Genomic DNA, 22,665 nt, shown 5'->3' on the forward strand with positions numbered 1-22,665 from the left:
TATGATGTTTTTATTCTGTTTTCATAATCTTTGCCGGATTAATGCGTGTGGCCTTATTCACCTGCCATAACAGAGTGCCCAATGAAATGCCTGCAACAATTAGTATGGCAATCACATATATGGATATACTGACAGGTGCTTTAACAACGAAATCCTTTGTATAAATGTATATGAGATAGTAAGATAATGGTACAGTAAGCAGTGTTGCCCCTCCTATCACCCATATATATTTACGGAATAAAATTGAATATAAATTCCGTAACTGTGCTCCGTTCACCTTTCGGATGGCTATTTCGCGGTAACGTTGGCGGATATCGAACAAGGAAAGTCCGAATAGCCCCAAAACCGAAATAAAGATGGAAATGGCGGAAAAAAACGTGAAGACAGTTGACACACGACGGTCTTCGCGATATAAGGCCTGCACATCTTCTTCCAGCCAGTGATGATCAAATTCTTCGGTATTGAAAATCTCTTGTCTGGCCTTTTTCAGATAAGAGATAAGTTCCTTCTCTTTTCCGGGTTTACAGGCTATCTGGTATTGTGAACCACCTCCACTGGGAGATACCATGAATACAAGAGGTTTTTTACCGGCAGTAAGATGTCCGGTGTAGTAGTCTTCTATGACTGCTTCTACGGGCATCAGAGATGTGCCGCCTTCTACAATATTTCCATCCATGCCCATGGAAATCCAAAGTGCTTTTTCTCCCCTGATAAATGCTTCATCACGTTTCGTATAGCCGAAGGTCTTCATGGCAGCTTCATTCATAACTACAAGATATTTATTGCGTCCCTCAATTTTATCAGGCAGCACATTGTCTTTCATCTGTAGCTCATAAAATTTTAAAAAGTCGAGGGGCACCCACATCAGCATCATATTTTGTTTCACGTCTTTATCATTTATAAGAGTGGATGTGCCTGCGCCTCCTGCTCCTAAAATGCCACAATGTGACGGTTCTCCACGGAACCACTGTTCGATAAAGGGGCATTCTTCCAGCTTTTGCTCAATGCTCTGGGCATCTTGCCAGTGTTTCTTTTTTTGTTCATCACTCTCTAAATACCAAGTTTTGGAGAGAGGTACTAAGTTGGCATACAATATACCCTTTGTCCGAAATCCCGGAGGAGTATCTTGCAAAAAGTGGAGGTGACTGCTGAAATACAATGATAGTATAATGAGCAATAAAGTGATACTATACTGTATAAACAGGAAGACTGTACGGGTTGCAACTGATTGACGTGATCCTCCGATGGAGCGTATGGATATGATGGGTGGTAGATAATTGTATTTGATAAAGGGATAAATTGTGGTGATTAATGGTAGAAGAACCCAAACCGCTAATGACAGTTGCCAGTCAAAAGTTGTATAAGGAATGTCACTATCAAGCAACCGATTGGCATATCCGGAGAATATCTCGATGAAAAACCATGCCAGTAATAAAGCGATGGATATCATTAATGCATTCTCTGTCCATAGTTGCATGAAGAGAGTGTGTCCTTGTACACCGAAGACTTTCTTCACACCATATTCTTTAGAACGTCTTAGCATGAAGACCAGATAGATATTGATAAAGTTCAATATGCCTGCCAGTAATAGCAGTAAGCATACCGCGGTGAGTATCAGGATGTGGGAACGGCTACTGTAATGCCATATTTCAGGATCATCACCGGAAGCCGCCAATTCTTTGTTCCAATAAAGTTGGCTGACAGGAATGAAGTTATACCGTATTCTAAACCCTTGTGATGTCTGGCGGTAGACGTTACTGGAAGCATTAATAGCATTCATATCGACTCCTGGCATGAAACGTAGAAGTTCAACATACATTCTGCTCCATTCTCTTCTTGTTTTAAGGTTGAGGTTTACCACAACATCAAATGTCAGTGAAGATTTGCATGCCGGTTCATCCAATATGCCGCAAATAGTGAGGTGTTTGCCTCCGGAATATTCCATAATCTGCCCTATTGGATTCTTTTCTCCAAATACACGCTTAGCGAATTTCCGGGTGATAAGAGCCTCTTCCGGAGCTACCATCCGTTTGCCTTTCAGCGGATAATTAAAGAAATGGAAGAAAGCTGTATCAGCTACTAATACTTGGACAGCATAAGGCTTTTCATCAATCGTCACATTATCATTGCAGAATGTAATGAAATTACTTCTTTCTTTGATAGCTTCAGGCTGAAAATAAATAGTGTCCGCTCCGCTATCTGCCCCTACACTACCCGGGAATACATTGCCATCTATATCGCGAAGTGGAATATAGACATTTTCAGCATCTGTGCAATGTGTATTTACTAGGAGTTCCCGATGAATGTAGCGGACTAATATGATAGTACATGCCAGACTCAGTGCTAACCCGATAATATTAATAGCGGTATATGATTTAGAGCGTATTAGGAAACGCCAAGCGTATCTGAGTGTTTTCATATTTTCATTCTATTTTTTTCCTGTATTATTATATCTTGTTATTCATATTTCATAATCTCAGCCGGGTTTATATTGGCTGCTTTTCGTACTTGCCATAACAAAGTGCCCAATGAAATAACTGTAACTATTACTAAGCCTATTATAAATATACCGATGGTAACAGGCGCTTTTACGGCAAAACCACTTGTATATATATGAATAATATAGCAGGAAAGAGGGATCACTAACAAGAATGCGACACCCAACACTGCCATATATTTACGTAGCAGCAATGGATAAAGGTCTTTCAACTGTGCACCGTTTACCTTACGGATTGTGATTTCGCGATAACGCTGACGGATGTCAAACAGAGAAATGCCGAATAATCCGAGACTGGCAATAGCTATTGCAATACAGGCAAAGATGGAGTAGATAATAGCTATTTGCTGGTCTTGAGCATAGATTGCTTTCACATCCTCCTCCAGGATACTATATTCAAAGTCTTCACTTCCATAAATTTTCAATTCTGTTTTGCGTAAAAAGTCGAGCACTTCTTTCTTCTTCCCCGGCGTACAAGCTATCTGATAAACATCACCACTCATGCGGTCACTTACCATATAGACAGTTGGTTTCTTTCCCAGAGATAAATGTCCGCTATAATAATCATCTACTACTGCTGCGATAGGCTGGGATTGGCCGGAAGTTCCCCGCCTCAGTGAGTTTTCTTCTGTGACATTGGCACCTTGGCAAGTAGTGTAACCCAAAGCCTCCATAGCGGCACGGTTTACTACCAGCACTCCCCAGAAATCTTTATCTTTCAGGTTGGGCAGTTCTCCTTCGATTAGTTTTATATTATAAATATGGAAGAAATGAGGTGTTGCAAAACGCATGTTCAAGTAAGCCTTCTTTCCTTCGTCACTTATGTAATTACTGCCGTAATCACCTTTGAGGATATCAGTGTAGCTGGATTCGAAATCTTCTATGTATGGACACGAGGAAAGTTCATTATCCAATGCCTCTATCCGCTCTTGACGCAGTTTCATGCTTTCATCGGTATAAGAACTGAAGTCTTTGGACTCATAGGCCAACTGAGCAATGATAATGTCTTTCGTGCGGAAACCAGGTTCAGTATTGAGCAATACATCCAACTGGTTGTTGAAGTAGAGTGAGAGCACCACCAACAAGAAGGTAAGCATATACTGAATTCCCAGAAACAGGATACGTGAACGCACCGAACGATTTTCTGAACCAATAGAACGAATTGAAATTATAGGCGGAGTATAATTGTATTTTATAAACGGATAGACGGAGGTAATCAATGGCAGTATTATCAATATAGCTAACGACAATTGCCAGTCGAATGCAGTATAGACAAAGTGATAATTGAACAGGCTCTTCACAGGCGCGGCACTTATCTCTATGAACAGCCAAGCTATCAGCATGGCAGCTGATACCAGCAATGTATTTTCTGTCCATATATTGAAGAATAATTCCTTTCCTCTTGCACCGAACACTTTCTTCAACCCATACTCTTTTCCTCTCCGGAGCATGGCTACCAGGTAGATATTGATGAAATTGATGATACCTGTCAGTAACACCAGTAAGCATACTCCTATCATAATCAATAGGTGGGGGTAACTACCGGTAAAGAACATCAATGGTTCTTCATTGCTGATGGAAGTGTCCCAATAGAGCTCTTTGACTGGGATAAAAGAGTAAGTATAGGTACGTGTATCACCACTTTCGGGAGAGTTTACATATTGGGGATTACGCCCTTCCTTATTCAGTTTATCCATATCGGTTCCCGGCATAAATGAAAATAAATCTATAGGCATGCGTTCCCAACTGCTGGACGAAGTTTTGGATAGTACTACATCAAATTGCAGAAAGGTCTTGTTTTCCGGATTACCCAATACGCCTTCAATTGTTATATCTTTGTCGTTGGAGCTGCGAATCACTTTGCCCACAGGATTTTCTTTCCCAAAAAGTTTCCGTGCAAATGTTTCTGTAACCAAGGCAGATTGGGGAGAGCGTAATGTAATATTGCCTTGTACTACTGGATAACGGAACAGTTGAAAGAATACACTATCCGTCACAATCATCCGTGAAGGGAAACGGTTCGTTCCCACCATCACATAGTCTTTCTCTAATGGAATGAAACTGGTTTGCTTATTGATATAGCGTTGATCGATAAGACTGCTGTCTTTGCTACTTATAAGGGTAGACAGATATATGTTACCATTTATGTCCCTTTTGATACCATAGACCTGTTCCCGGTCGATGCAATTGTTGTCTACTGTCAGTTCTCTATGGATATAACGAACCAGGATAATGCAACATGCCAGACTGAAAGCAAGCCCCAGCAGATTGATGATGGTATATGACTTTGAGCGTATCAGGAAACGCCAGGCGTATTGGAGTGTTTTCATATCTTTCAAATATAATTTTATTATTATTCGCTTTTAATTACTTTAGCCGGATTCTGTCGTGCTGCCTGCCATATCCGCCAACCTATACTGATGGAAATGATAACAATCACCGTTGCCAGAATAGCCACATAAATCCACCAAGTAATGGTCGTTTGGATTACATACCCTTCCAACCAGTGTTTCATGACAATGTAGCCTGTTGCAAAAGCCACAATTGCAGCCAATGCCAGTATGCTCATATACTCCCGGAGAAAGATGCCGATGATGTCTGATATCGTAGCTCCATTCACTTTGCGAACGGCAATCTCTTTACGCCGTTGTTCGCACGAAAGATTGACCAGGGAAAATACTCCGAAGACTGCAATAATGATGCAAATTATAGATGATACAGTAAGTAGCTTCATCAGAACACGTTCGGAAGCGGTGGCATCATCAATGATGCGGCTGAAACTTCGTGACCACATATAAAAGTCAGGGTAGTTCTGCTTAATGTGCTCGTTAATGGCTTTCTGGGCATCCTCATACTTTCCATGATAGGTATACGCGTATTCTTTTCTGGGAGGAAACATTGATATAGTATATACGGCCGGCATTGCTTCTACTGTTGGTGAAAGACGAATGTCTCTCAGAACACCGGCAACTACATAAGATTTGGAGAACTTTTTTCCTATAGGATTTTTCCATCCAAATTTCTTGGCGAGAGCTTCATTGATTAGAACATCATTACGGTCAGATGATTCATCCGGAAAAATGCCAGTCACTAATTGTAATCCGAATAAATTGAATGTTTCCTTTGAAACCTGAAAGCTACTGATTGCAATCTCTTCATCTCCCGGTTGTTTATCATCCCATTCTATTGTAGTAAACATTGAATTGGAAGAGCCAGGCAAAGGTAAGTTTGAAACTTCTCGGAAGTCAATGCCTGGAATCTCTTTCATCAGCCTTACCCAGTTCTCCTTTTCATCGTCAGAAATACCTTGGAGGTAAGCCACATACTCTACATCAGTGTGAGTAACTCCCATATCAGCAGAAGTACGGAGATGGTGCAGCTGTTTTATCATTACTACTGTGCAAAAGATGAATCCGATACTGATAACCAACTGAAGCCAGAGCCCCATCCGGCGATAAAAAACAGAGAAACGGCTGGTGAAAACGGAAGATATGGCAGACTGCAATGTAAAGTGCCGCTGAACTGCTAAGGTTCCCCAGGCAAAAAGCAAAACAATTCCTGTTGCAATTGACATATAAATGAGTGTCTCTTTATAGAAGAAATAACTTTCCTCAAATATGTAAGACCACTGTTTAAATGTAGGAAGACAAATTTCTACCAGTAGCAGCCCGACCAGGATTGCAGCAAACAACAGTAATATAATCTCAGACATCAGCAGGATTATAAGACTTTTCTCTGTTGCTCCGTTTACTTTACGAAGTGCCCACTCGCGCTGTCTCATGCGGATGCGTATTAGATATATGATAAGGTAGTTAGATAATGCTCCCAGCACTATCAGCATGCTGACTAAACAAAAGAGGCGAACATACTCTATACGGACAAATGTATTATAATAGGGATATGTATAGTGCATTTCTGTTAATGGAGTAATTCGAACAGGATATTTTCTTATAGTACCTCTCATATCTACTTCCATACTTTCCAGTTTCTTCTGCAAGGCATCGATGTTGGTGCCCGGAGCAACGCGAAACAAAGTTGTTCCATCAGCATACCCCCATTCTTGATATTTAGGAGCTTTGCGTCTTGAAATAACATCAAAATCATAATTGGAATGCCCTTTCCACTCTTGCACCACAGCCGTAATAGTCATCTTTTTATCAAATGGATATTCTTTACCTATGGGAGATTCATCGCCGAAAAGCATGCGGGCGGCTTTGTCACTGATGGCAACTTCGTCAGCAGTATTGTACAGAAACTGTAAGTTACCTTCCAGCACTGTAACCGGAAAGATTGAAATAAAAGCACTGTCCACTGATATCATTTTCCAGTGTCTGCTTTGTTCATCGTTAAATTCCGTTGTAAAATTGGTATAGGTAGCCGACTCTATTCCAGGAAAGTTCTTGACCAGATAAGGTGCTAACAAAGGAGAAGTTATAGTGGAATAACCGTTTGAGTAAAAAACAGAAGAAATAGATGCCACATAAATTCTATCAGCTCCATCATGGAAAGTATCATAACTCTGCTCATAATTCACCCACATGCCAGATAAAGCAAAGCTGGCAAAACCTACAGCCAGACCAATAACACTAATTAAAGTCTGTGCTTTATATCTTAGCAGGTTTCTGATAGCTATTTTTAGATAGTGCTGTATCATGATATTCGTTCTTATTTCAATATCAATTCTTCTGCTTCGCCAAAGTTATCATATCCTGTCGTAATTACCCAATCACCCGGCTGTAAACCGTCTGTAATCTCGTATTGTTGGGGATTTTGACGTCCGATACTAAGAGGAACGCGTGTTGCTTTGCTCTTGGATGCGTTTAGTTTATAAATCCATTGTCCACCAGTAGCTTGATAGAAATTGCCACGTGGAATAACAATAGCTTGTTCTGGTTGTCCCAACTCTATCTGTACTCGGAAACTCTTACCGACACGCACATTGTCCGGCATCTCTCCAGTAAATACCAGGTCGACATCAAAAGTACGGTCTTTTACTTCAGGAACTACTTTGGTGATGCGAAGCGGATATTTGCGTCCTTGATAGTTTATTGTAGCAGGAAGTCCCGTTGTAATACGGTCTATGTAATATTCACTAAGAGATGTATGTATCTTATATTGATCTAACACCTTGATTTCCGCAATACTTTCGTTAGAAGAAACCTGCTGTCCCGGAGTTACTTTTACAAAACTAAGCTGACCGGCGACGGGAGCCTTTACAATTAAGTTGTCCAGTCGTTCGCAGGCACGTTCATACTTCTTGCGTTCACGTTCACGGTCGTTGCGGATTAAGTCTTTACGGATAACGGTCACAGCGGAATCATGACGAAGGCTTTCGCGTTGTAGCTGGGCATTTTTCACTTTATAGTTGTATTCGTCTTCGGAAACTTCCAGTTGAGCTTTGCTCTTGATTCCCATTTTATATTCTTCCTTGTCGAGGTCGAAACTTTTCTTGAGGCGATCCAGTTCGTAATTAGTCTGCAAAGTTTGTTGTTGCAGGTTCAGACTTTTCTGCTCCATCTCGATTTCTTTCTCCTGATAGGTTATCAGTTGTTTTTCCCAATCATCGCGTTGGTCTTCGATGCTGCGCAAAAGGTCCGGGTTTTCAAGCATAAGGATGGTATCTCCTTTTTGAAGCAGGCTTCCCTCCTCGCCTATGATACGTTCTACACTGCCTGACTCACGGGCATTGATCTTGATGGTGAGAATTGGCTGGATAAGTCCTTCCACATCTACATATTCCATGAACTTATCGTTCTTCACTTCGGCAATCTGCACATTTTCCTGGTCGATGCGAAGTTTGCTCGGACCGGCAGAAAGAATAATGACGTAGATGAGGAAAGCGAGGAAAACCACGCCTCCTGCCAGATAATAACGGTAGCGGATGTACCAAGGCTTCTTTTCGAGTTTAATATCCATGATGCTATTTATGTTTTCGATTTATAATCAGGTTATACAGTATATGATTTATCATTCTATTTTCTTATCATCTCATCCATTACCGCCTCTATCCTTTCCGTTTCCGTTAGTGGGGCATCCAGTTCAAAATCATAGAGCGTAATGCTGCGGAGAGTATAGTACAGACTCCAGTAATTATATAATGCTGTTATATAATTACGTCGTGCAGCATCCTTTTCGCTGATGGATGCATTAAGGTCGAGTACGGTAGATTTGCCTAAAATATAAAGTCTTCGGGCTACATCGGCACGCCGTTGCGCTGTTTCGTCAGTGCGGGCGGCAATGTGTACGCGTTGCGATTGCAGGTTGAACTGCTGTACCAGTTTGCGGACATTCAATTCAAAGTCAGTTTTATCCTGTTCTACCTGAGTATATGTCAAGTCGCGATTGGAACGGGCCACGCGAACCTGCCCCTTTCCCCGCCCCCAATCCAATATTGGCAGATTGATGCCGAGGGTGACGTATTGTTGATCTAAAGGATTGTGATAAGCATCTTTCAACTTGTTTCCTGTCTGTGTCAGTCCGAAACGGAGATAGAGGTCAGCTTTCAAACCGGCATTGGCGCGGGCATTGGCTACATTGCTTTCACTTTCCAGCTTGCGACGCTGCATATTCAGTATGTCCGGGCTATTTTCTCTTGCTGTCATCAAAGCGGCATTCAAGTCTATGTGAAGACTGGGGACATGGTCGTTGACCTCCACCTTTATCAACACATCTTCCTGAATGCCGAGATACGAACGGAGTTCCTGCATACAATCTTCTACCTCGATATGTGCGTTCATGCGGTTGGTCTCTTCAGTCAGTTTATTCAGTTCCAGTTGCAACATTTCATTTTCAGTGATGGTACCAATGTTATAGCGCCCTTGCGCGTATATATACAAGGTGTCTGCATTGGCATAGTTGGTAGAAGCAATTTCATAATTGCTCTGTGCCGTGGCAAGGGCGAAGAATTTCTGCGTGGCGCGTGCGGCAACGAGTTCCAGAGTTTCTACATAGGTTTTCTTTGCCTCCCGGTAGCGTAATGGCTCGATGCGGCGGTTCCATTTCAGACTATTGTATCCGAAAAGTGCTTGACTATAGCCGATATTTATGGGTGACGTCTGCCAGGAAATGGTATTATCACTGAACAAATCAAGTCGTTGAGCAGAAGTTTCCACGAATAGCGTACCACCTGTCCAGGGTATATTCTGTGTGAGGCTCAGTGTGAGGTCGGTACTTAGAAGATTCTGTTCCACAAATTTCACACTACCATCACTCATGGTGATTTTATTGATTGCACGATTCAAGGCTGGATCGGAAGTCAGCTTCAATGCAGGTAAGTAATTGGCGCGGTAATATTTATAACTCCAATAGGCCGAACGGAAACTGTGACGGGCTGTTTGCGCATCGGGCGATTGCTGACGGGCACGCTCTATTGTTTGTTCTAAAGTCAGGTCCAGGGTACGTTCCTGGGCAGCAACGGTTACCAGAGTACCGCAAGTTATCAGTGATAAAAGTATATTTTTGTACATAGTATATCCCTTTTGATAAAAGACTTTCAAATCTTATGCCAAAATCGTAAATGGTTGTATATCAACAATTAATTCTTTGTGTTATATATTGATTCGTGTGCTATACCGCACAAAAATAGTGCGTATACGCACGCACAACACATGGAAATAATATCTATCTTTGCTGCGTAGAATAAAAACAATCATGGAACAACTTGGGAAAATACTGATAGTAGATGATAATGAGGACGTCCTCTTTGCCCTCAACCTTTTGCTGGAACCCTATGCCGAAAAGATAAAAGTGGCGGTAACTCCCGACCGCATCGAGCATTTTATGACAACTTTCCAGCCGGATATTATATTGTTGGATATGAACTTTAGCCGTGATGCCATCAGCGGGCAGGAAGGCTTTGAAAGTCTGGAACAAATTCTGCACATTGACCCGCAGGCCGTCGTTATCTTCATGACAGCATATGCGGATACGGATAAAGCGGTGCGAGCCATCAAGGCCGGTGCTACAGACTTTATTCCGAAACCCTGGGAAAAGGAGAAACTGCTTGCTACGCTTTTCTCCGGCATCAAATTGCGGCGTTCCCGTTGCGAGGTCAATCTGCTGAAAGAGCAAGTGGAAGTGCTGAGTGGTGCCGGGAGTGGTGCGGAAGAGTCCATTATCGGCGAGTCTGCTGCGATGCAGGATGTTTTTTCAACGGTAGAGAAACTACGTGATACGGATGCTAATATTCTCATTCTTGGCGAGAATGGAACGGGAAAAGATGTAATAGCCCGTTTGCTATATCGCAGTTCACCCCGCTATGGACGACCGTTTGTGACGATTGACCTCGGAAGTATTCCGGAACAGCTGTTTGAGAGTGAATTATTCGGTTATGAAAAAGGGGCATTTACCGATGCCCGGAAGTCGAAAGCCGGACGTATGGAGGTGGCAACGGGCGGTACGTTGTTTCTGGATGAAATAGGAAATCTCTCGTTACCTATGCAGGCAAAGTTGCTGACAGCCATTGAAAAAAGGCAAATTAGTCGTCTGGGAAGCACTCAGGCGGTATCTATTGATGTACGCTTGATTTGTGCCACCAATGCGGATATACGCCGTTTGGTTGAAGAAGGAGAATTTCGGCAGGACTTACTTTACCGCATCAATACGATTGAGCTGCACATTCCTCCTTTGCGGGAACGAGGGAATGATATTCTTCTGTTGGCCGACTATTTCCTGCAACGTTATGCCCGAAAATATCAGAAAGAAATGCGTGGACTGACGCGTGAGGCGAAAGCTAAATTGCTGAAATATGCCTGGCCGGGCAATGTGAGAGAATTGCAGCACACAATGGAGCGTGCTGTGATTTTGGGGGATGGTTCGCTGCTCCGCCCTGATAATTTCATATTTCAGGCTTCAACTCCCCGCCTAAAGAAAGAGGAAGAAGTACTAAATCTGGAACTATTGGAACGGCAGGCAGTGGAAAAAGCGATGCGCTTGAGCGAAGGAAATATGACGAGGGCAGCGGAGTATCTGGGCATCACGCGGTTTGCGTTGTATAGGAAGATCGAAAAATTAGGTCTGTAAATAAAATAAGCATGAAGCGGTATTCTCTGGTTATGATTCTGCACATTTGTCTTTTGGCAGTGCTTTCTATCGGTGTATATGTATTATTCCGCGCTGAGTTGTGGTTTAGTACGCTTATTACGTTCCTATTCCTATTGGGAACAGGCATGCACCTTTATTATATGCAGATAAAGCAGTTGCAGATGATGCGCCGTCTGACGGATAGCCTGCGTTACAATGATATGACGCAAGCCTTTCGCCCGCCATATAAAAATAAATTAATGACAGAGATGGCTATGGAGTTATCTGAAACCCTGCAAGCTTTCCGTGGGCGTCTGCTGGAAGAGGAAGTGAAGCACCAATACTATGAAAGTCTCCTGAATAAAGTAGATACCGCCGTGTTAGTGACCGATATATCCGGGCGCATCGAATGGATGAACCGTGCCGCCACTGCTCAATTGGGACAGGAGCCGCAGCTACCGATTGAACTTCTGAACCTTTCTTCCGGTGAAACACATGTTATGCGTATCCACCGCAATGGAGCTACTCTGGAGATGGCTGTAGCTACTACCCTTTTCGTGGCTCGCGGTACGGAGCGGCGGCTTATCAGTTTGAAGAACATTCACTCTGTATTGGAACGGAATGAAATGGAAGCTTGGCAAAAACTTATCCGTGTCCTCACCCATGAAATCATGAATTCTATTACTCCTATCATTTCCCTTTCCGAAACCTTAAGTGAGCGTGGAGTACCCGTAGCATTGCAACATGCAACGGGTGAAAAAGAGTATGCCGTAATGCTGCAAGCCATGCAAACCATCCATCGGCGCAGTAAAGGATTGTTGGGATTTGTAGAAAACTACCGCCGTCTCACCCGCCTTCCGGTTCCCGTTCGCACAATTGTGCCTGTTCGCGAACTATTTGCAGACTTGCAGAAACTGTTTCCGGACCAAACGATTCATTTTGAATTACCGCCATCAGACAAAGTCTTGGATGTGGATCGTGCTCAAATAGAACAAGTGCTTATTAATCTTCTGAAAAATGCCCGTGAAGCATCCTCTCGTCGTGAAGTGCCCAAGATTGAAGTAAAAGCCGTCTTTGCTCCCAAAGTGACTTCTTCTCTTTCTTCATGGCGCTGCACCATCACAGTTCGGGATAACGGTGAGGGCATTTTGCCCGAAGTGCAGGATAAGATATTCGTTCCATTCTTCACCACAAAAACAGCAGGCTCGGGCATTGGACTAAGCCTTTGCAAGCAGATCATGAACCAGCATGGAGGAAATATTTCCGTCTATTCAGAACCAGACAAAGGAAGCTGTTTTACTTTACAATTCAGTTAGAGAATCACCTTTACCTGCAAATGATTGTTTGTGGTTATTAAAAAATACCAATATTATATAATCGTAAAATATATGTGTTGATATTTTATTGCTTTTAACAGATGCTAATTATTCCATTTTTTATTTTTGCAGCCTCACAAATCGATAATTCATATTTAATTAACCATAAAATTTCATATGACTATGCGAACCAATTATTTGCTGCTATTAACAATTTTGTTGGGGTTGATACCCATGAACAACACACATGCCTCTGACTCTGTATCAAGTGTGTTTCTTTATTCTCCTTACACAAAAATTTCCGTTTCTCCGGGGACGAGCATTGACTACAAAATTGATTTGATTAACAATTCGGAATCTCCGGTCAATGCCGATTTGGCTGTTACCGGATTACCATCAAGTTGGAAGCGTGAGATAAAATCGGGTGGTTGGAATGTAAATAAACTGGCTGTATTGCCCAATGAAAAGAAAGATTTCAATCTGAAGTTGGATGTTCCGCTGAAAATAAACAAGGGCAGTTATAATTTCGTTGTCTCTGCTGGAGATTGCCAACTTCCCCTAACGGTCATCGTGGCCCAACAAGGCACTTATCAGACCGAATTCACTACCGATCAGCCCAATATGCAGGGCAATTCTAAATCAACATTCACCTTCAGTGCCGTATTGAAGAATCAGACTGCCGACCAGCAATTATATGCTTTGATGGCTAATGCTCCCAGAGGTTGGAACGTCATCTTCAAGCCCAACTACAAGCAGGCTACTTCGGCACAAGTAGAAGCAAATGCTAGTCAGAACGTATCAATCGATGTCACTCCGCCGGCCAATGTAGAAGCAGGAAATTACAAGATTTCGGTGCGTGCGGTTGCCGGTAATACTTCGGCCGATTTGGATTTGGAAGTAGTAGTTACGGGAACGTATCAAATGGATCTGACCACTCCACGAGGATTGCTGAGTACCGAAATAACAGCCGGAGATGTAAAGCGTCTGGAACTGGTGGTAAGGAACACTGGTTCTTCTTTGCTGAAAGATATCCAACTCTCATCGGGTAAGCCTCAGGATTGGGAAGTCTCTTTTGAACCTGCTAAAATAGAGATGTTGAAGGCAGGAGAAACTGCTACCGTAACGGCTGTGATGAAAGCTTCGAAGAAAGCTCTGCCGGGTGACTACGTTGCGACAATGGAAGCTAAGACCCCTGAAGTGAATGCTACTGCGCAATTCCGTATCGCAGTAAAAACTCCGATGCTGTGGGGATGGGTAGGAATATTAATCATCGTTGTAGCTGTAGGAGGCGTATACTATCTGTTCCGCAAATATGGAAGGAGGTAATTATGGGCGAACAAGTGATTGTGCTTACCGATCTGACGAAGAAATACGGTAATTTCACAGCTGTAGACCATATCAACCTGTCTATTTGTAAAGGAGAAATCTTCGGATTGCTGGGGCCGAACGGTGCAGGCAAGTCGACAACTATCCTGATGATGCTGGGACTGACCGAACCGACTTCCGGCAAGGTTGAAATTTGTGGAATTAACTCCACAATGAACCCTATCGAGGTAAAGAGGAAGATCGGTTATCTCCCCGAAGATTTAGGCTTTTATGACGACATGACCGGACTGGAAAATCTGGTTTATACGGCACTTCTGAATGGCTTTTCAAAAAAAGAAGCAAAAGAAAAGGCAATAGAACTTCTGAATCGCGTGGGACTTGCTGAACAGATAAATAAAAAGACCGGGAAATATTCCCGGGGTATGAGGCAACGTCTGGGACTGGCGGATGTGCTCATTAAGAATCCTGAAATAGTTATTCTGGATGAGCCGACGTCGGGCATCGACCCTACCGGAATTCAAGAATTCATTGAATTAATCCGTAATTTGAGCAGAGTACATTCTCTCACCGTACTATTTTCCTCTCATAACTTAGACCAAGTGCAGAAGGCTTGTGATCGTGTAGGGGTGTTTAATCATGGGAAATTGCTAGCACAACTCGATCTCAGGGAAATGGAAAGTAAGAAAGTAGAGCTTATTGATATTTATAATAACTATGTAAAGGAAGGAGGCGAGAAACATGAACAAAGCTGAACAACCTTTCTGGGTGATAGTCAATAAAGAGATAAGAGATCACGTCCGCAGTTGGCGGTTTATTATTCTACTTGTCATCATTACCCTTACTTGTATGGGAGCATTGTACACGTCGCTTACCAGCATGCGTGAGGCTATCAAATCCGGTAACGCAGAAGATGCATTTTTCTTTCTGAAGTTATTTACTGTATCGGATGGCACTCTCCCCTCTTTTGTGTTGTTTATCAATTTTTTAGGTCCGTTACTGGGCATCGCATTAGGTTTTGACGCCATGAATTCGGAACAGAATAAGGGAACATTATGCCGTATACTGTCACAGCCTATTCATCGTGATTGTATGATAAATGCCAAATTTCTGGCAGCATTGATTGTAATAGCTATTATGTTGTTCGTGCTGGGATTTCTGGTAATGGGTGCCGGGCTGGTTGCTATCGGTATCCCACCTACCCCGGAAGAATTTGGACGTATTGTCTTCTTTCTTATCCTAAGTATCTTTTATGTGGGACTTTGGCTGAATATGGCGATATTGTTCTCGCTTTGTTTCCGTCAGACGGCAACTTCAGCTTTAGCTTCAGTGGCAATATGGTTGTTCTTTAGTGTATTCTATACGATGATTGTCAATTGGATTGCCAGGATGCTTATACCTTCGGAGGTGATGAATCCTTATTATGCTATCGGTTATCAGAAAATAGTTTGGGGAATAATGTCGTTTAATCCTTGCGAATTATTCAATCAGGCAACTTCTGTATTGCTGATGCCGTCTGTCCGGAGCCTTGGGCCGCTGATGATGGAGCAAGTGCAGGGAGCAATACCCAGCCCTCTCCCGTTGGGACAGAGTTTGCTAGTGATATGGCCGCAACTGACAGGACTGATTGCAGTCACAATTCTCTGTTTCGCGCTTTCCTATGTTATGTTTATGCGACGGGAAATTCGTCCGAGATAACTGTTGGTGAGATAAAATAAAAAAATGCCTGGTGATATTTAAATCGCCAGGCATTATTATAAGTGGTTTATGCTATTTCTGTCTCACATATTCCAGTGTGTATCCGTAATTGGAACTCAATACCAGAGAGTCTGCCGTCAGTTTATCAATCTTCAGCGTATCCACCCCTTCAATTTCAATTCCATTGCCAATACTTTTTACAGTCAGATAAAGGTTATCACCTTGTTGATCCCATTCTTTGTATACCAATGTATGCATATTGATGGAAGATGCTTCACCGTTGTCTTCTAATTTAATGCCTTGCATTTCTCCGGGTTGTCCTTCAATAGGCATTACCCAAGAACCTACCACTGTGACAGGAGCCTTTGTTCCTCCGCCACAAGCGGCAAATATGACTGCCATAACAGCCATGCTGAAAATTTGTTTTTTCATGATGTCTTTTATTTTATAGTGTAACGTTGAGATGTACTAATTGTTTGCGGGGATAAAGTTAAACGAAATATATTGTTTTGCCAGATATTATTTCATCTTTTTATCCTATTTAGTATAGGATACCCATTCACAAGTTGGGGGCATATCAGCTCCATATGAACTCCATACCAACTCCGTATCAAGTCCGTGTCTGCTCCGTAGTATCTCCGTACTCTATAGATACGGACCTCATACGGAGTTGCTACGGAGCAGACACGGACTTGATACGGAGTTGGTACGGAACAACCATGAGTAGCACTATTGTTTTACAGGCTTTTAGAACTTATGGAAAATATTTTTTTCTAAAAAACTTCATATTTCTTTGTTTGTTACCAAATTATTTCTACCTTTGCACTCGCTTTTAAGAAATAAGGCATTCGGGGTGTAGCGCAGTCCGGTTAGCGCACCTGCTTTGGGAGCAGGGGGTCGTGGGTTCGAATCCCGCTACCCCGACGAAGGAAAGGTTTGACTAGGAATAGTTGAACCTTTTTTTTTTATGTAATAACCGTCCTTCGTATAATACTTTTAGCAATGAATAAATTATCAATAATGAAGAAGGTTGATTTTCATACCCATATTCTTAAGAAAGAAATGTCTATAAGTGTATGATAGGCTGATTAATAATCTACATTTTCAAATAAAAATCTTTTGTTAATGCAATATATTCAGGGGTGAATTGATTGTGCTCCACTTCAATGCATAACATTTCTTCTACGCATTCTTTTTCTTGAAGGCTGAATGAGATAAGTACTCTCCGGCATGGTTTTCCGGGTTTAGTAAAAACCCGAAGACGCCGGGAAGGGTATAGCTTGTATTTCCAAGCCGTGTCAATCACTAGTTTCTCTACTTCAGCAGGAATAATGATGCATGCCCTCCCCTGTTCGCAAAGTAGTTGAGCCGAACGCTGAAAAAGCAATTCGTAGTTCAACTCGCAGGTGTGTCGTGCCATATTTCGCTGTTTGTCAGGACAATTTAAAGCATCAACAAAATAAGGAGGGTTAGAAACGATCAGATTATATTTGTTTTTTGTTTGAAATAAACGGAAATCATTACAGATAACATCTATTCTGTCTGCCCACGGCGAGCGTATCGCGTTTAGTTTTGCTTGGGTGCTCGCAGTTGCATCTATCTCTATGGCTGTGATTTGCGCCTGCGGATTCCGTTGAGCTAACATTAAAGCTATCAATCCAGTACCAGTCCCTACGTCAAGGATCTGAAAGATATTTTCTGCTGCTGCCCAAGCGCCCAGAAGTACTCCGTCTGTGCCTACTTTCATGGCACACTTATCATGCCATATGGTAAATTGTTTGAACTGAAAATAAGGATTCGACATAGTCTATGCTTGTTAATTGAGGGCAAAAATAAGTAAAGTCGAGAATATTATGACAAATTTGGCACTGTTTTTGTCTTTTTATATAAAAGGTGCTTTATATTAATGAAGAATAGATTAACTTTGCAGGCGCTTTATGAGCCCTGTCAGTATGACATAAACTTAAAAAGAAAGAAATGAAGAAAAGACTTTACCTAGGAGATACGGAGGAGAGAGAAGGAAATGCTTTCTCAGTGATTGCTGATTTTGAGGGGAATGAAGAACAATTGATGGATATTGAGGTTGATGAAATCCTACCTATATTGCCTTTGCGGAATATGGTTTTATTTCCGGGCGTGTTTATGCCAGTATCTGTTGGAAGAAAAACTTCCATGAAATTGGTGCGTGAAGCAGAGAAGAAAAGTGTATATATAGGTGTGGTCTGCCAGAAGCTGGCAGACACGGAAGTCCCTTTAATGGAGGATTTGCATACCATTGGTACGGTAGGTAAGATTATACGTATCCTGGAAATGCCTGACCAGACGACGACTGTCATTTTGCAAGGCGTCAAACGCATGGAGCTAAAAGAGATCGTTGACACGGTTCCCTACCTGAAAGGACGAGTAAAAGCATTGGAAGAAGATATTCCGGACAAAAGTGACAAAGAATTCCACGCATTGGTGGAAGCTAGCAAGGATTTGACTATTCGGTTTATCAAGTCATCCGATATGTTCCAGCAAGACTCTGCATTTGCCATCAAGAACATTACTAATCCGATGTTTCTGATAGATTTCATCTGTACCAATCTTCCATTGAAGAAAGATGAAAAGGTTGAATTGCTACGTATTGATTCATTGCGGGCACGTACTTATCGCCTATTGGAAATACTAAACCGGGAAGTGCAGCTTGCCGAAATCAAGGAATCCATACAGATGCGTGCACGGGAGGATATAGATCAGCAGCAACGCGAATACTTTCTGCAACAACAGATTAAAACCATTCAGGATGAATTGGGTGGCGGTGGTCAGGAGCAGGAAATAGAAGAAATGCGTCGCAAGGCTGCCTCTATCAAATGGAGTGCGGAAGTGAGGGAAATTTTCATTAAGGAACTGGATAAACTGGAACGTACTCATCCGCAATCTCCCGATTACAGCGTGCAACTTAATTATCTGCAAACAATGCTCAGTTTGCCGTGGGGAGTATATACCACGGATAATCTGAATCTGACAAATGCGGAAAAGACCTTGAATAAAGACCATTACGGTCTGGAAAAGGTGAAAGAACGTATCTTGGAACACTTGGCGGTTTTGAAGTTGAAAGGTGATATGAAGTCGCCTATTATCTGTTTGTATGGCCCTCCGGGAGTGGGTAAAACTTCTTTGGGACGTTCGATTGCTGCTGCGCTGAAGCGCAAATATATACGTATGTCGTTGGGTGGCGTGCATGATGAAGCGGAAATCCGTGGACACCGTAAAACGTATATCGGAGCAATGCCGGGACGCATTATCAAGAGCCTGATTAAAGCTGGTTCTTCTAATCCGGTGTTTATTCTGGATGAGATAGATAAGGTGAGTTCCGACCGTCAGGGAGATCCTTCTTCTGCCCTGCTCGAGGTGCTTGATCCGGAGCAGAATACGACATTCCATGATAACTTCTTGGATGTGGACTATGATTTGTCGAGGGTGATGTTCATCGCTACGGCGAATAATCTGAACACCATTCCCGGCCCATTGCTCGACCGTATGGAGTTGATCGAAGTAAGTGGTTATATCACTGAAGAAAAAATAGAAATTGCCCGCCGCCATCTGGTTCCGAAAGAACTGGAAGCTAACGGTATGAAGAAAAACGATATTAAGATACCGAAAAGTACACTGGAAGCTATTATCGAGTCATATACCCGTGAGAGCGGTGTGCGCGAATTGGAGAAAAAAATCGGTAAGGTGCTGCGTAAATCGGCTCGTCAGTATGCTACGGACGGTTATTTTGCAAAACAGGAAATCAAACCGGCAGATTTGTATGAATTCCTTGGTGCACCGGAGTATACCCGTGATAAATATCAAGGTAATGAATACGCCGGCGTGGTTACCGGACTGGCATGGACTGCCGTAGGTGGAGAGATCCTGTTCGTAGAAACCAGTTTGAGTCGTGGAAAAGGCGGACGTCTGACACTGACCGGAAATCTGGGTGATGTGATGAAAGAATCTGCCATGTTGGCTTTGGAATACATCAAAGCGCATGCTTCTTTGTTGAGTTTGGATGAAGATATCTTTGATAACTGGAATATCCATGTGCATGTACCCGAAGGTGCCATACCTAAAGATGGACCGTCGGCAGGTATCACCATGGCTACTTCCCTTGCTTCTGCCCTTACCCAGCGTAAGGTGAAGGCTAACCTTGCTATGACAGGTGAGATTACACTCCGTGGCAAGGTACTTCCTGTAGGAGGCATCAAAGAGAAAATTCTGGCAGCCAAACGTGCTGGTATCAAAGATATCATCCTGAGTGAGGAGAATCGTAAAAATATTGATGAGATACAGGAGCTCTACCTCAAAGGATTGACTTTCCACTATGTGAAAGATGTGAAAGAGGTGTTTGCTATTGCGCTGACCAATGAAAAGGTAGCCGATGCCATTGACCTGTCCGCAAAGAAAGATAAGACAGAAAAAAAAGTAGAATGACATTTGATTTACAATATACAGACAGTAAAAGTAACGCGCGTGCAGGACTGATTACCACTGACCACGGGCAGATAGAAACACCTATCTTTATGCCGGTAGGTACTGTGGGAACAGTGAAAGGTGTGCATGTAACTGAATTGAAAGAAGATATCGAGGCGCAGATTATATTAGGCAACACTTATCATCTGTATCTGCGTCCGGGATTGGATGTACTGGAAAAAGCCGGAGGACTGCATAAGTTCAACGGCTTTGACCGTCCGATGCTGACGGATAGCGGTGGGTTTCAGGTGTTTTCGTTGTCGGGTATCCGCAAGCTGCGCGAAGAAGGTGCTGAATTCCGTTCGCATATTGACGGTAGCAAGCATATCTTCACACCTGAAAAGGTGATGGATATTGAACGTACTATTGGTGCGGATATTATGATGGCATTTGATGAATGTCCTCCAGGTGATTCGGATTATGCATATGCCAAAAAGTCATTAGGACTGACGCATCGTTGGTTGGATCGCTGTATCCAGCGTTTCAATGAGACGGAGCCGAAGTATGGTTATAGTCAATCCCTCTTCCCTATTGTTCAAGGATGTGTGTATCCTGACCTTCGCAAGCAGTCGGCAGAGTTCATCGCGTCAAAAGGTGCAGATGGCAATGCAATCGGCGGTTTGGCGGTGGGCGAACCAGTGGATAAAATGTATGAGATGATTGAGCTGGTGAACGAGATTCTGCCTAAAGACAAACCTCGTTATTTGATGGGTGTAGGTACGCCGGTCAACATTCTGGAAGGTATAGAACGCGGTGTGGATATGTTCGATTGCGTGATGCCTACCCGTAATGGACGCAACGGCATGCTGTTCACCAAAGATGGTATCATCAATATGCGCAATAAGAAATGGGAAGCAGACTTCTCTCCTCTTGAGGCAGATGGAGCTTCTGTTGTGGATACCTTATATACTAAGGCTTATCTGCGTCATCTGTTCCATGCACAAGAATTGCTGGCTATGCAGATTGCTTCCATTCATAATTTGGCATTTTATCTGTGGCTGGTGGGTGAAGCCCGCAAGCATATCATTGCTGGTGACTTCTCTACGTGGAAACCGATGATGGTGAAACGTGTATCTACAAGATTATGAAAAAACTGAACTGGAAGATAAAAGGTATAAAGCTGCCGGATAACTGGAAATGGTTGAAGCGGCTGGACTTCTACATTATAAAGAAGTTTCTCGGGACTTATGTGTTTGCCATTGCATTGATTATTTCTATTGCAGTGGTATTCGACTTTAATGAGAAGATGGATAGGTTTATGTCGCATGAAGCACCTTGGAATGCTATTGTTTTTGACTATTACCTGAACTTCATCCCTTACTTTGCCAATTTGTTCAGTCCGCTGTTTGTATTCATTGCCGTTATCTTCTTTACCTCGAAACTGGCGGAGAACTCGGAAATTATTGCCATGTTCTCTACCGGAATGAGCTTCAAACGGATGCTTCGACCTTACATGGTGTCAGCAGCCATCATTGCAGTGGTGACTTTCTTTCTAGGTTCTTATGTCATACCCCAGGGCAGTGTGACGCGTATTAATTTTGAAGATAAATATTATAAGCAACGCAAAAATAATACAGCCCGAAACATTCAGTTGGAAGTCGATTCAGGTGTTATTGCTTACATTGAACGCTTTGAGGATTATTCTAAAACCGGATATCGCTTTTCATTGGATAAGTTTAAGGACAAACAGTTGGTCTCTCATCTTACAGCACGTTCTGTCACTTACGATACGGCTTCCGTGCATAAATGGATTATCAAAGATTATATGATACGTGAAATGGACGGTATGAAAGAGAGTATCACCAAAGGTGACCGCATTGACAGTACACTCTTTATGGAACCTGCCGATTTTCTGATAACGAAAAATCAGCAGGAAATGATGACCAACCCACAGTTGAGTGAATACATCACTCGCCAGCGGCAGCGTGGGTTTGCCAATATCAAGGAGTTTGAGATTGAATACCATAAGCGTATTGCCATGTCGTTTGCATCGTTTATTCTTACGCTGATAGGTGTTTCTCTTTCTTCGAAAAAGACAAAGGGCGGAATGGGGCTACATCTGGGTATAGGTTTGGCGTTAAGTTTCTCATATATCTTGTTCCAGACGATTGCTTCCACATTTGCGGTGAATGGTAATGTTCCTCCGGTAATTGCCGTGTGGATACCGAATATACTTTATGCATTCATTGCGTTTTATTTGTATCAGAAAGCGCCGAAATAAGATAATCTAAAGTTGATAAAAATAAGAAGCCCCTCCTGCTCCTGTGTTACCACAAGTGCGGGAGGGGCTTTTTGTTGTATTCATTTCCTTTT

The 22,665-nt window shown here is 42.6% G+C and carries 15 protein-coding genes and 1 tRNA gene; 9 read left to right on the forward strand and 7 right to left on the reverse strand.

Going from position 1 to position 22,665, the window contains the following annotated elements; genetic code table 11:
- Positions 1-10 precede the first annotated feature (10 nt).
- The 5 genes from HMPREF9447_RS01170 to HMPREF9447_RS01190 are packed head-to-tail and all read right to left on the reverse strand — an operon-like array spanning position 11 to position 9,963.
- On the reverse strand, positions 11-2,419 hold the full coding sequence (locus tag HMPREF9447_RS01170) for an ABC transporter permease (protein WP_009127373.1): 2,409 nt from the start codon (positions 2,417-2,419) through the stop codon (positions 11-13).
- Positions 2,420-2,457: 38 nt separating this feature from the next.
- Positions 2,458-4,827 carry an ABC transporter permease gene (locus HMPREF9447_RS01175; protein WP_009127374.1) on the reverse strand — a complete coding sequence of 790 codons (2,370 nt, stop codon included), beginning with the start codon at positions 4,825-4,827 and terminating at the stop codon, positions 2,458-2,460.
- Between the two features lie 23 nt (positions 4,828-4,850).
- Positions 4,851-7,151, reverse strand: a complete 2,301-nt coding sequence (locus HMPREF9447_RS01180; protein WP_009127375.1) for an ABC transporter permease — start codon at positions 7,149-7,151, stop codon at positions 4,851-4,853.
- 11 nt (positions 7,152-7,162) lie between these two features.
- Entirely contained in the window at positions 7,163-8,413 is a 1,251-nt protein-coding gene (locus HMPREF9447_RS01185; protein WP_009127376.1) for an efflux RND transporter periplasmic adaptor subunit, read from the reverse strand.
- A gap of 56 nt (positions 8,414-8,469) precedes the next feature.
- On the reverse strand, positions 8,470-9,963 hold the full coding sequence (locus HMPREF9447_RS01190; protein ID WP_009127377.1) for a TolC family protein: 1,494 nt from the start codon (positions 9,961-9,963) through the stop codon (positions 8,470-8,472).
- A 184-nt stretch (positions 9,964-10,147) separates the two neighbouring features.
- Here HMPREF9447_RS01190 and HMPREF9447_RS01195 point away from each other — a divergent pair, with 184 nt between their 5' ends.
- From HMPREF9447_RS01195 to HMPREF9447_RS01215, 5 genes are all read left to right on the forward strand, one after another.
- Positions 10,148-11,518 carry a sigma-54-dependent transcriptional regulator gene (locus HMPREF9447_RS01195; protein WP_009127378.1) on the forward strand — a complete coding sequence of 457 codons (1,371 nt, stop codon included), beginning with the start codon at positions 10,148-10,150 and terminating at the stop codon, positions 11,516-11,518.
- A gap of 11 nt (positions 11,519-11,529) precedes the next feature.
- Positions 11,530-12,834: a sensor histidine kinase gene (locus HMPREF9447_RS01200; protein WP_009127379.1), complete on the forward strand. Its 1,305-nt coding sequence runs from the start codon at positions 11,530-11,532 to the stop codon at positions 12,832-12,834.
- Between the two features lie 177 nt (positions 12,835-13,011).
- Entirely contained in the window at positions 13,012-14,160 is a 1,149-nt protein-coding gene (locus HMPREF9447_RS01205) for a COG1470 family protein (RefSeq protein WP_044137293.1), read from the forward strand.
- Between the two features lie 2 nt (positions 14,161-14,162).
- Complete coding sequence (locus HMPREF9447_RS01210; RefSeq protein ID WP_009127381.1) at positions 14,163-14,912, forward strand: ABC transporter ATP-binding protein; 750 nt, start codon at positions 14,163-14,165, stop codon at positions 14,910-14,912.
- Positions 14,899-15,855 carry an ABC transporter permease gene (locus HMPREF9447_RS01215; protein ID WP_009127382.1) on the forward strand — a complete coding sequence of 319 codons (957 nt, stop codon included), beginning with the start codon at positions 14,899-14,901 and terminating at the stop codon, positions 15,853-15,855. Before HMPREF9447_RS01210 ends, HMPREF9447_RS01215 begins: the two co-directional genes overlap by 14 nt.
- A gap of 72 nt (positions 15,856-15,927) precedes the next feature.
- Here HMPREF9447_RS01215 and HMPREF9447_RS01220 read toward each other — a convergent pair whose 3' ends face one another.
- Positions 15,928-16,287, reverse strand: coding sequence for a lipocalin-like domain-containing protein (locus HMPREF9447_RS01220; RefSeq protein ID WP_009127383.1), 360 nt, complete (start codon positions 16,285-16,287; stop codon positions 15,928-15,930).
- Positions 16,288-16,704: 417 nt separating this feature from the next.
- On the opposite strand from HMPREF9447_RS01220, the gene HMPREF9447_RS01225 reads away from it, so the two are divergent.
- Positions 16,705-16,779, forward strand: a tRNA-Pro gene (locus tag HMPREF9447_RS01225).
- 172 nt (positions 16,780-16,951) lie between these two features.
- Here HMPREF9447_RS01225 and HMPREF9447_RS01230 read toward each other — a convergent pair.
- Positions 16,952-17,659: a tRNA1(Val) (adenine(37)-N6)-methyltransferase gene (locus HMPREF9447_RS01230; protein WP_009127384.1), complete on the reverse strand. Its 708-nt coding sequence runs from the start codon at positions 17,657-17,659 to the stop codon at positions 16,952-16,954.
- A gap of 173 nt (positions 17,660-17,832) precedes the next feature.
- On the opposite strand from HMPREF9447_RS01230, the gene lon reads away from it, so the two are divergent.
- The 3 genes from lon to HMPREF9447_RS01245 are packed head-to-tail and all read left to right on the forward strand — an operon-like array spanning position 17,833 to position 22,573.
- Positions 17,833-20,313: an endopeptidase La gene (gene lon / locus HMPREF9447_RS01235; RefSeq protein WP_009127385.1), complete on the forward strand. Its 2,481-nt coding sequence runs from the start codon at positions 17,833-17,835 to the stop codon at positions 20,311-20,313.
- Positions 20,310-21,440: a tRNA guanosine(34) transglycosylase Tgt gene (tgt, locus tag HMPREF9447_RS01240; protein ID WP_009127386.1), complete on the forward strand. Its 1,131-nt coding sequence runs from the start codon at positions 20,310-20,312 to the stop codon at positions 21,438-21,440. Before lon ends, tgt begins: the two co-directional genes overlap by 4 nt.
- Positions 21,437-22,573 carry an LptF/LptG family permease gene (locus HMPREF9447_RS01245; RefSeq protein WP_009127387.1) on the forward strand — a complete coding sequence of 379 codons (1,137 nt, stop codon included), beginning with the start codon at positions 21,437-21,439 and terminating at the stop codon, positions 22,571-22,573. Before tgt ends, HMPREF9447_RS01245 begins: the two co-directional genes overlap by 4 nt.
- The last annotated feature ends 92 nt before the right edge of the window (positions 22,574-22,665 follow it).

This window comes from Bacteroides oleiciplenus YIT 12058, assembly GCF_000315485.1.
Taxonomy (GTDB): Bacteria; Bacteroidota; Bacteroidia; order Bacteroidales; family Bacteroidaceae; genus Bacteroides; species Bacteroides oleiciplenus.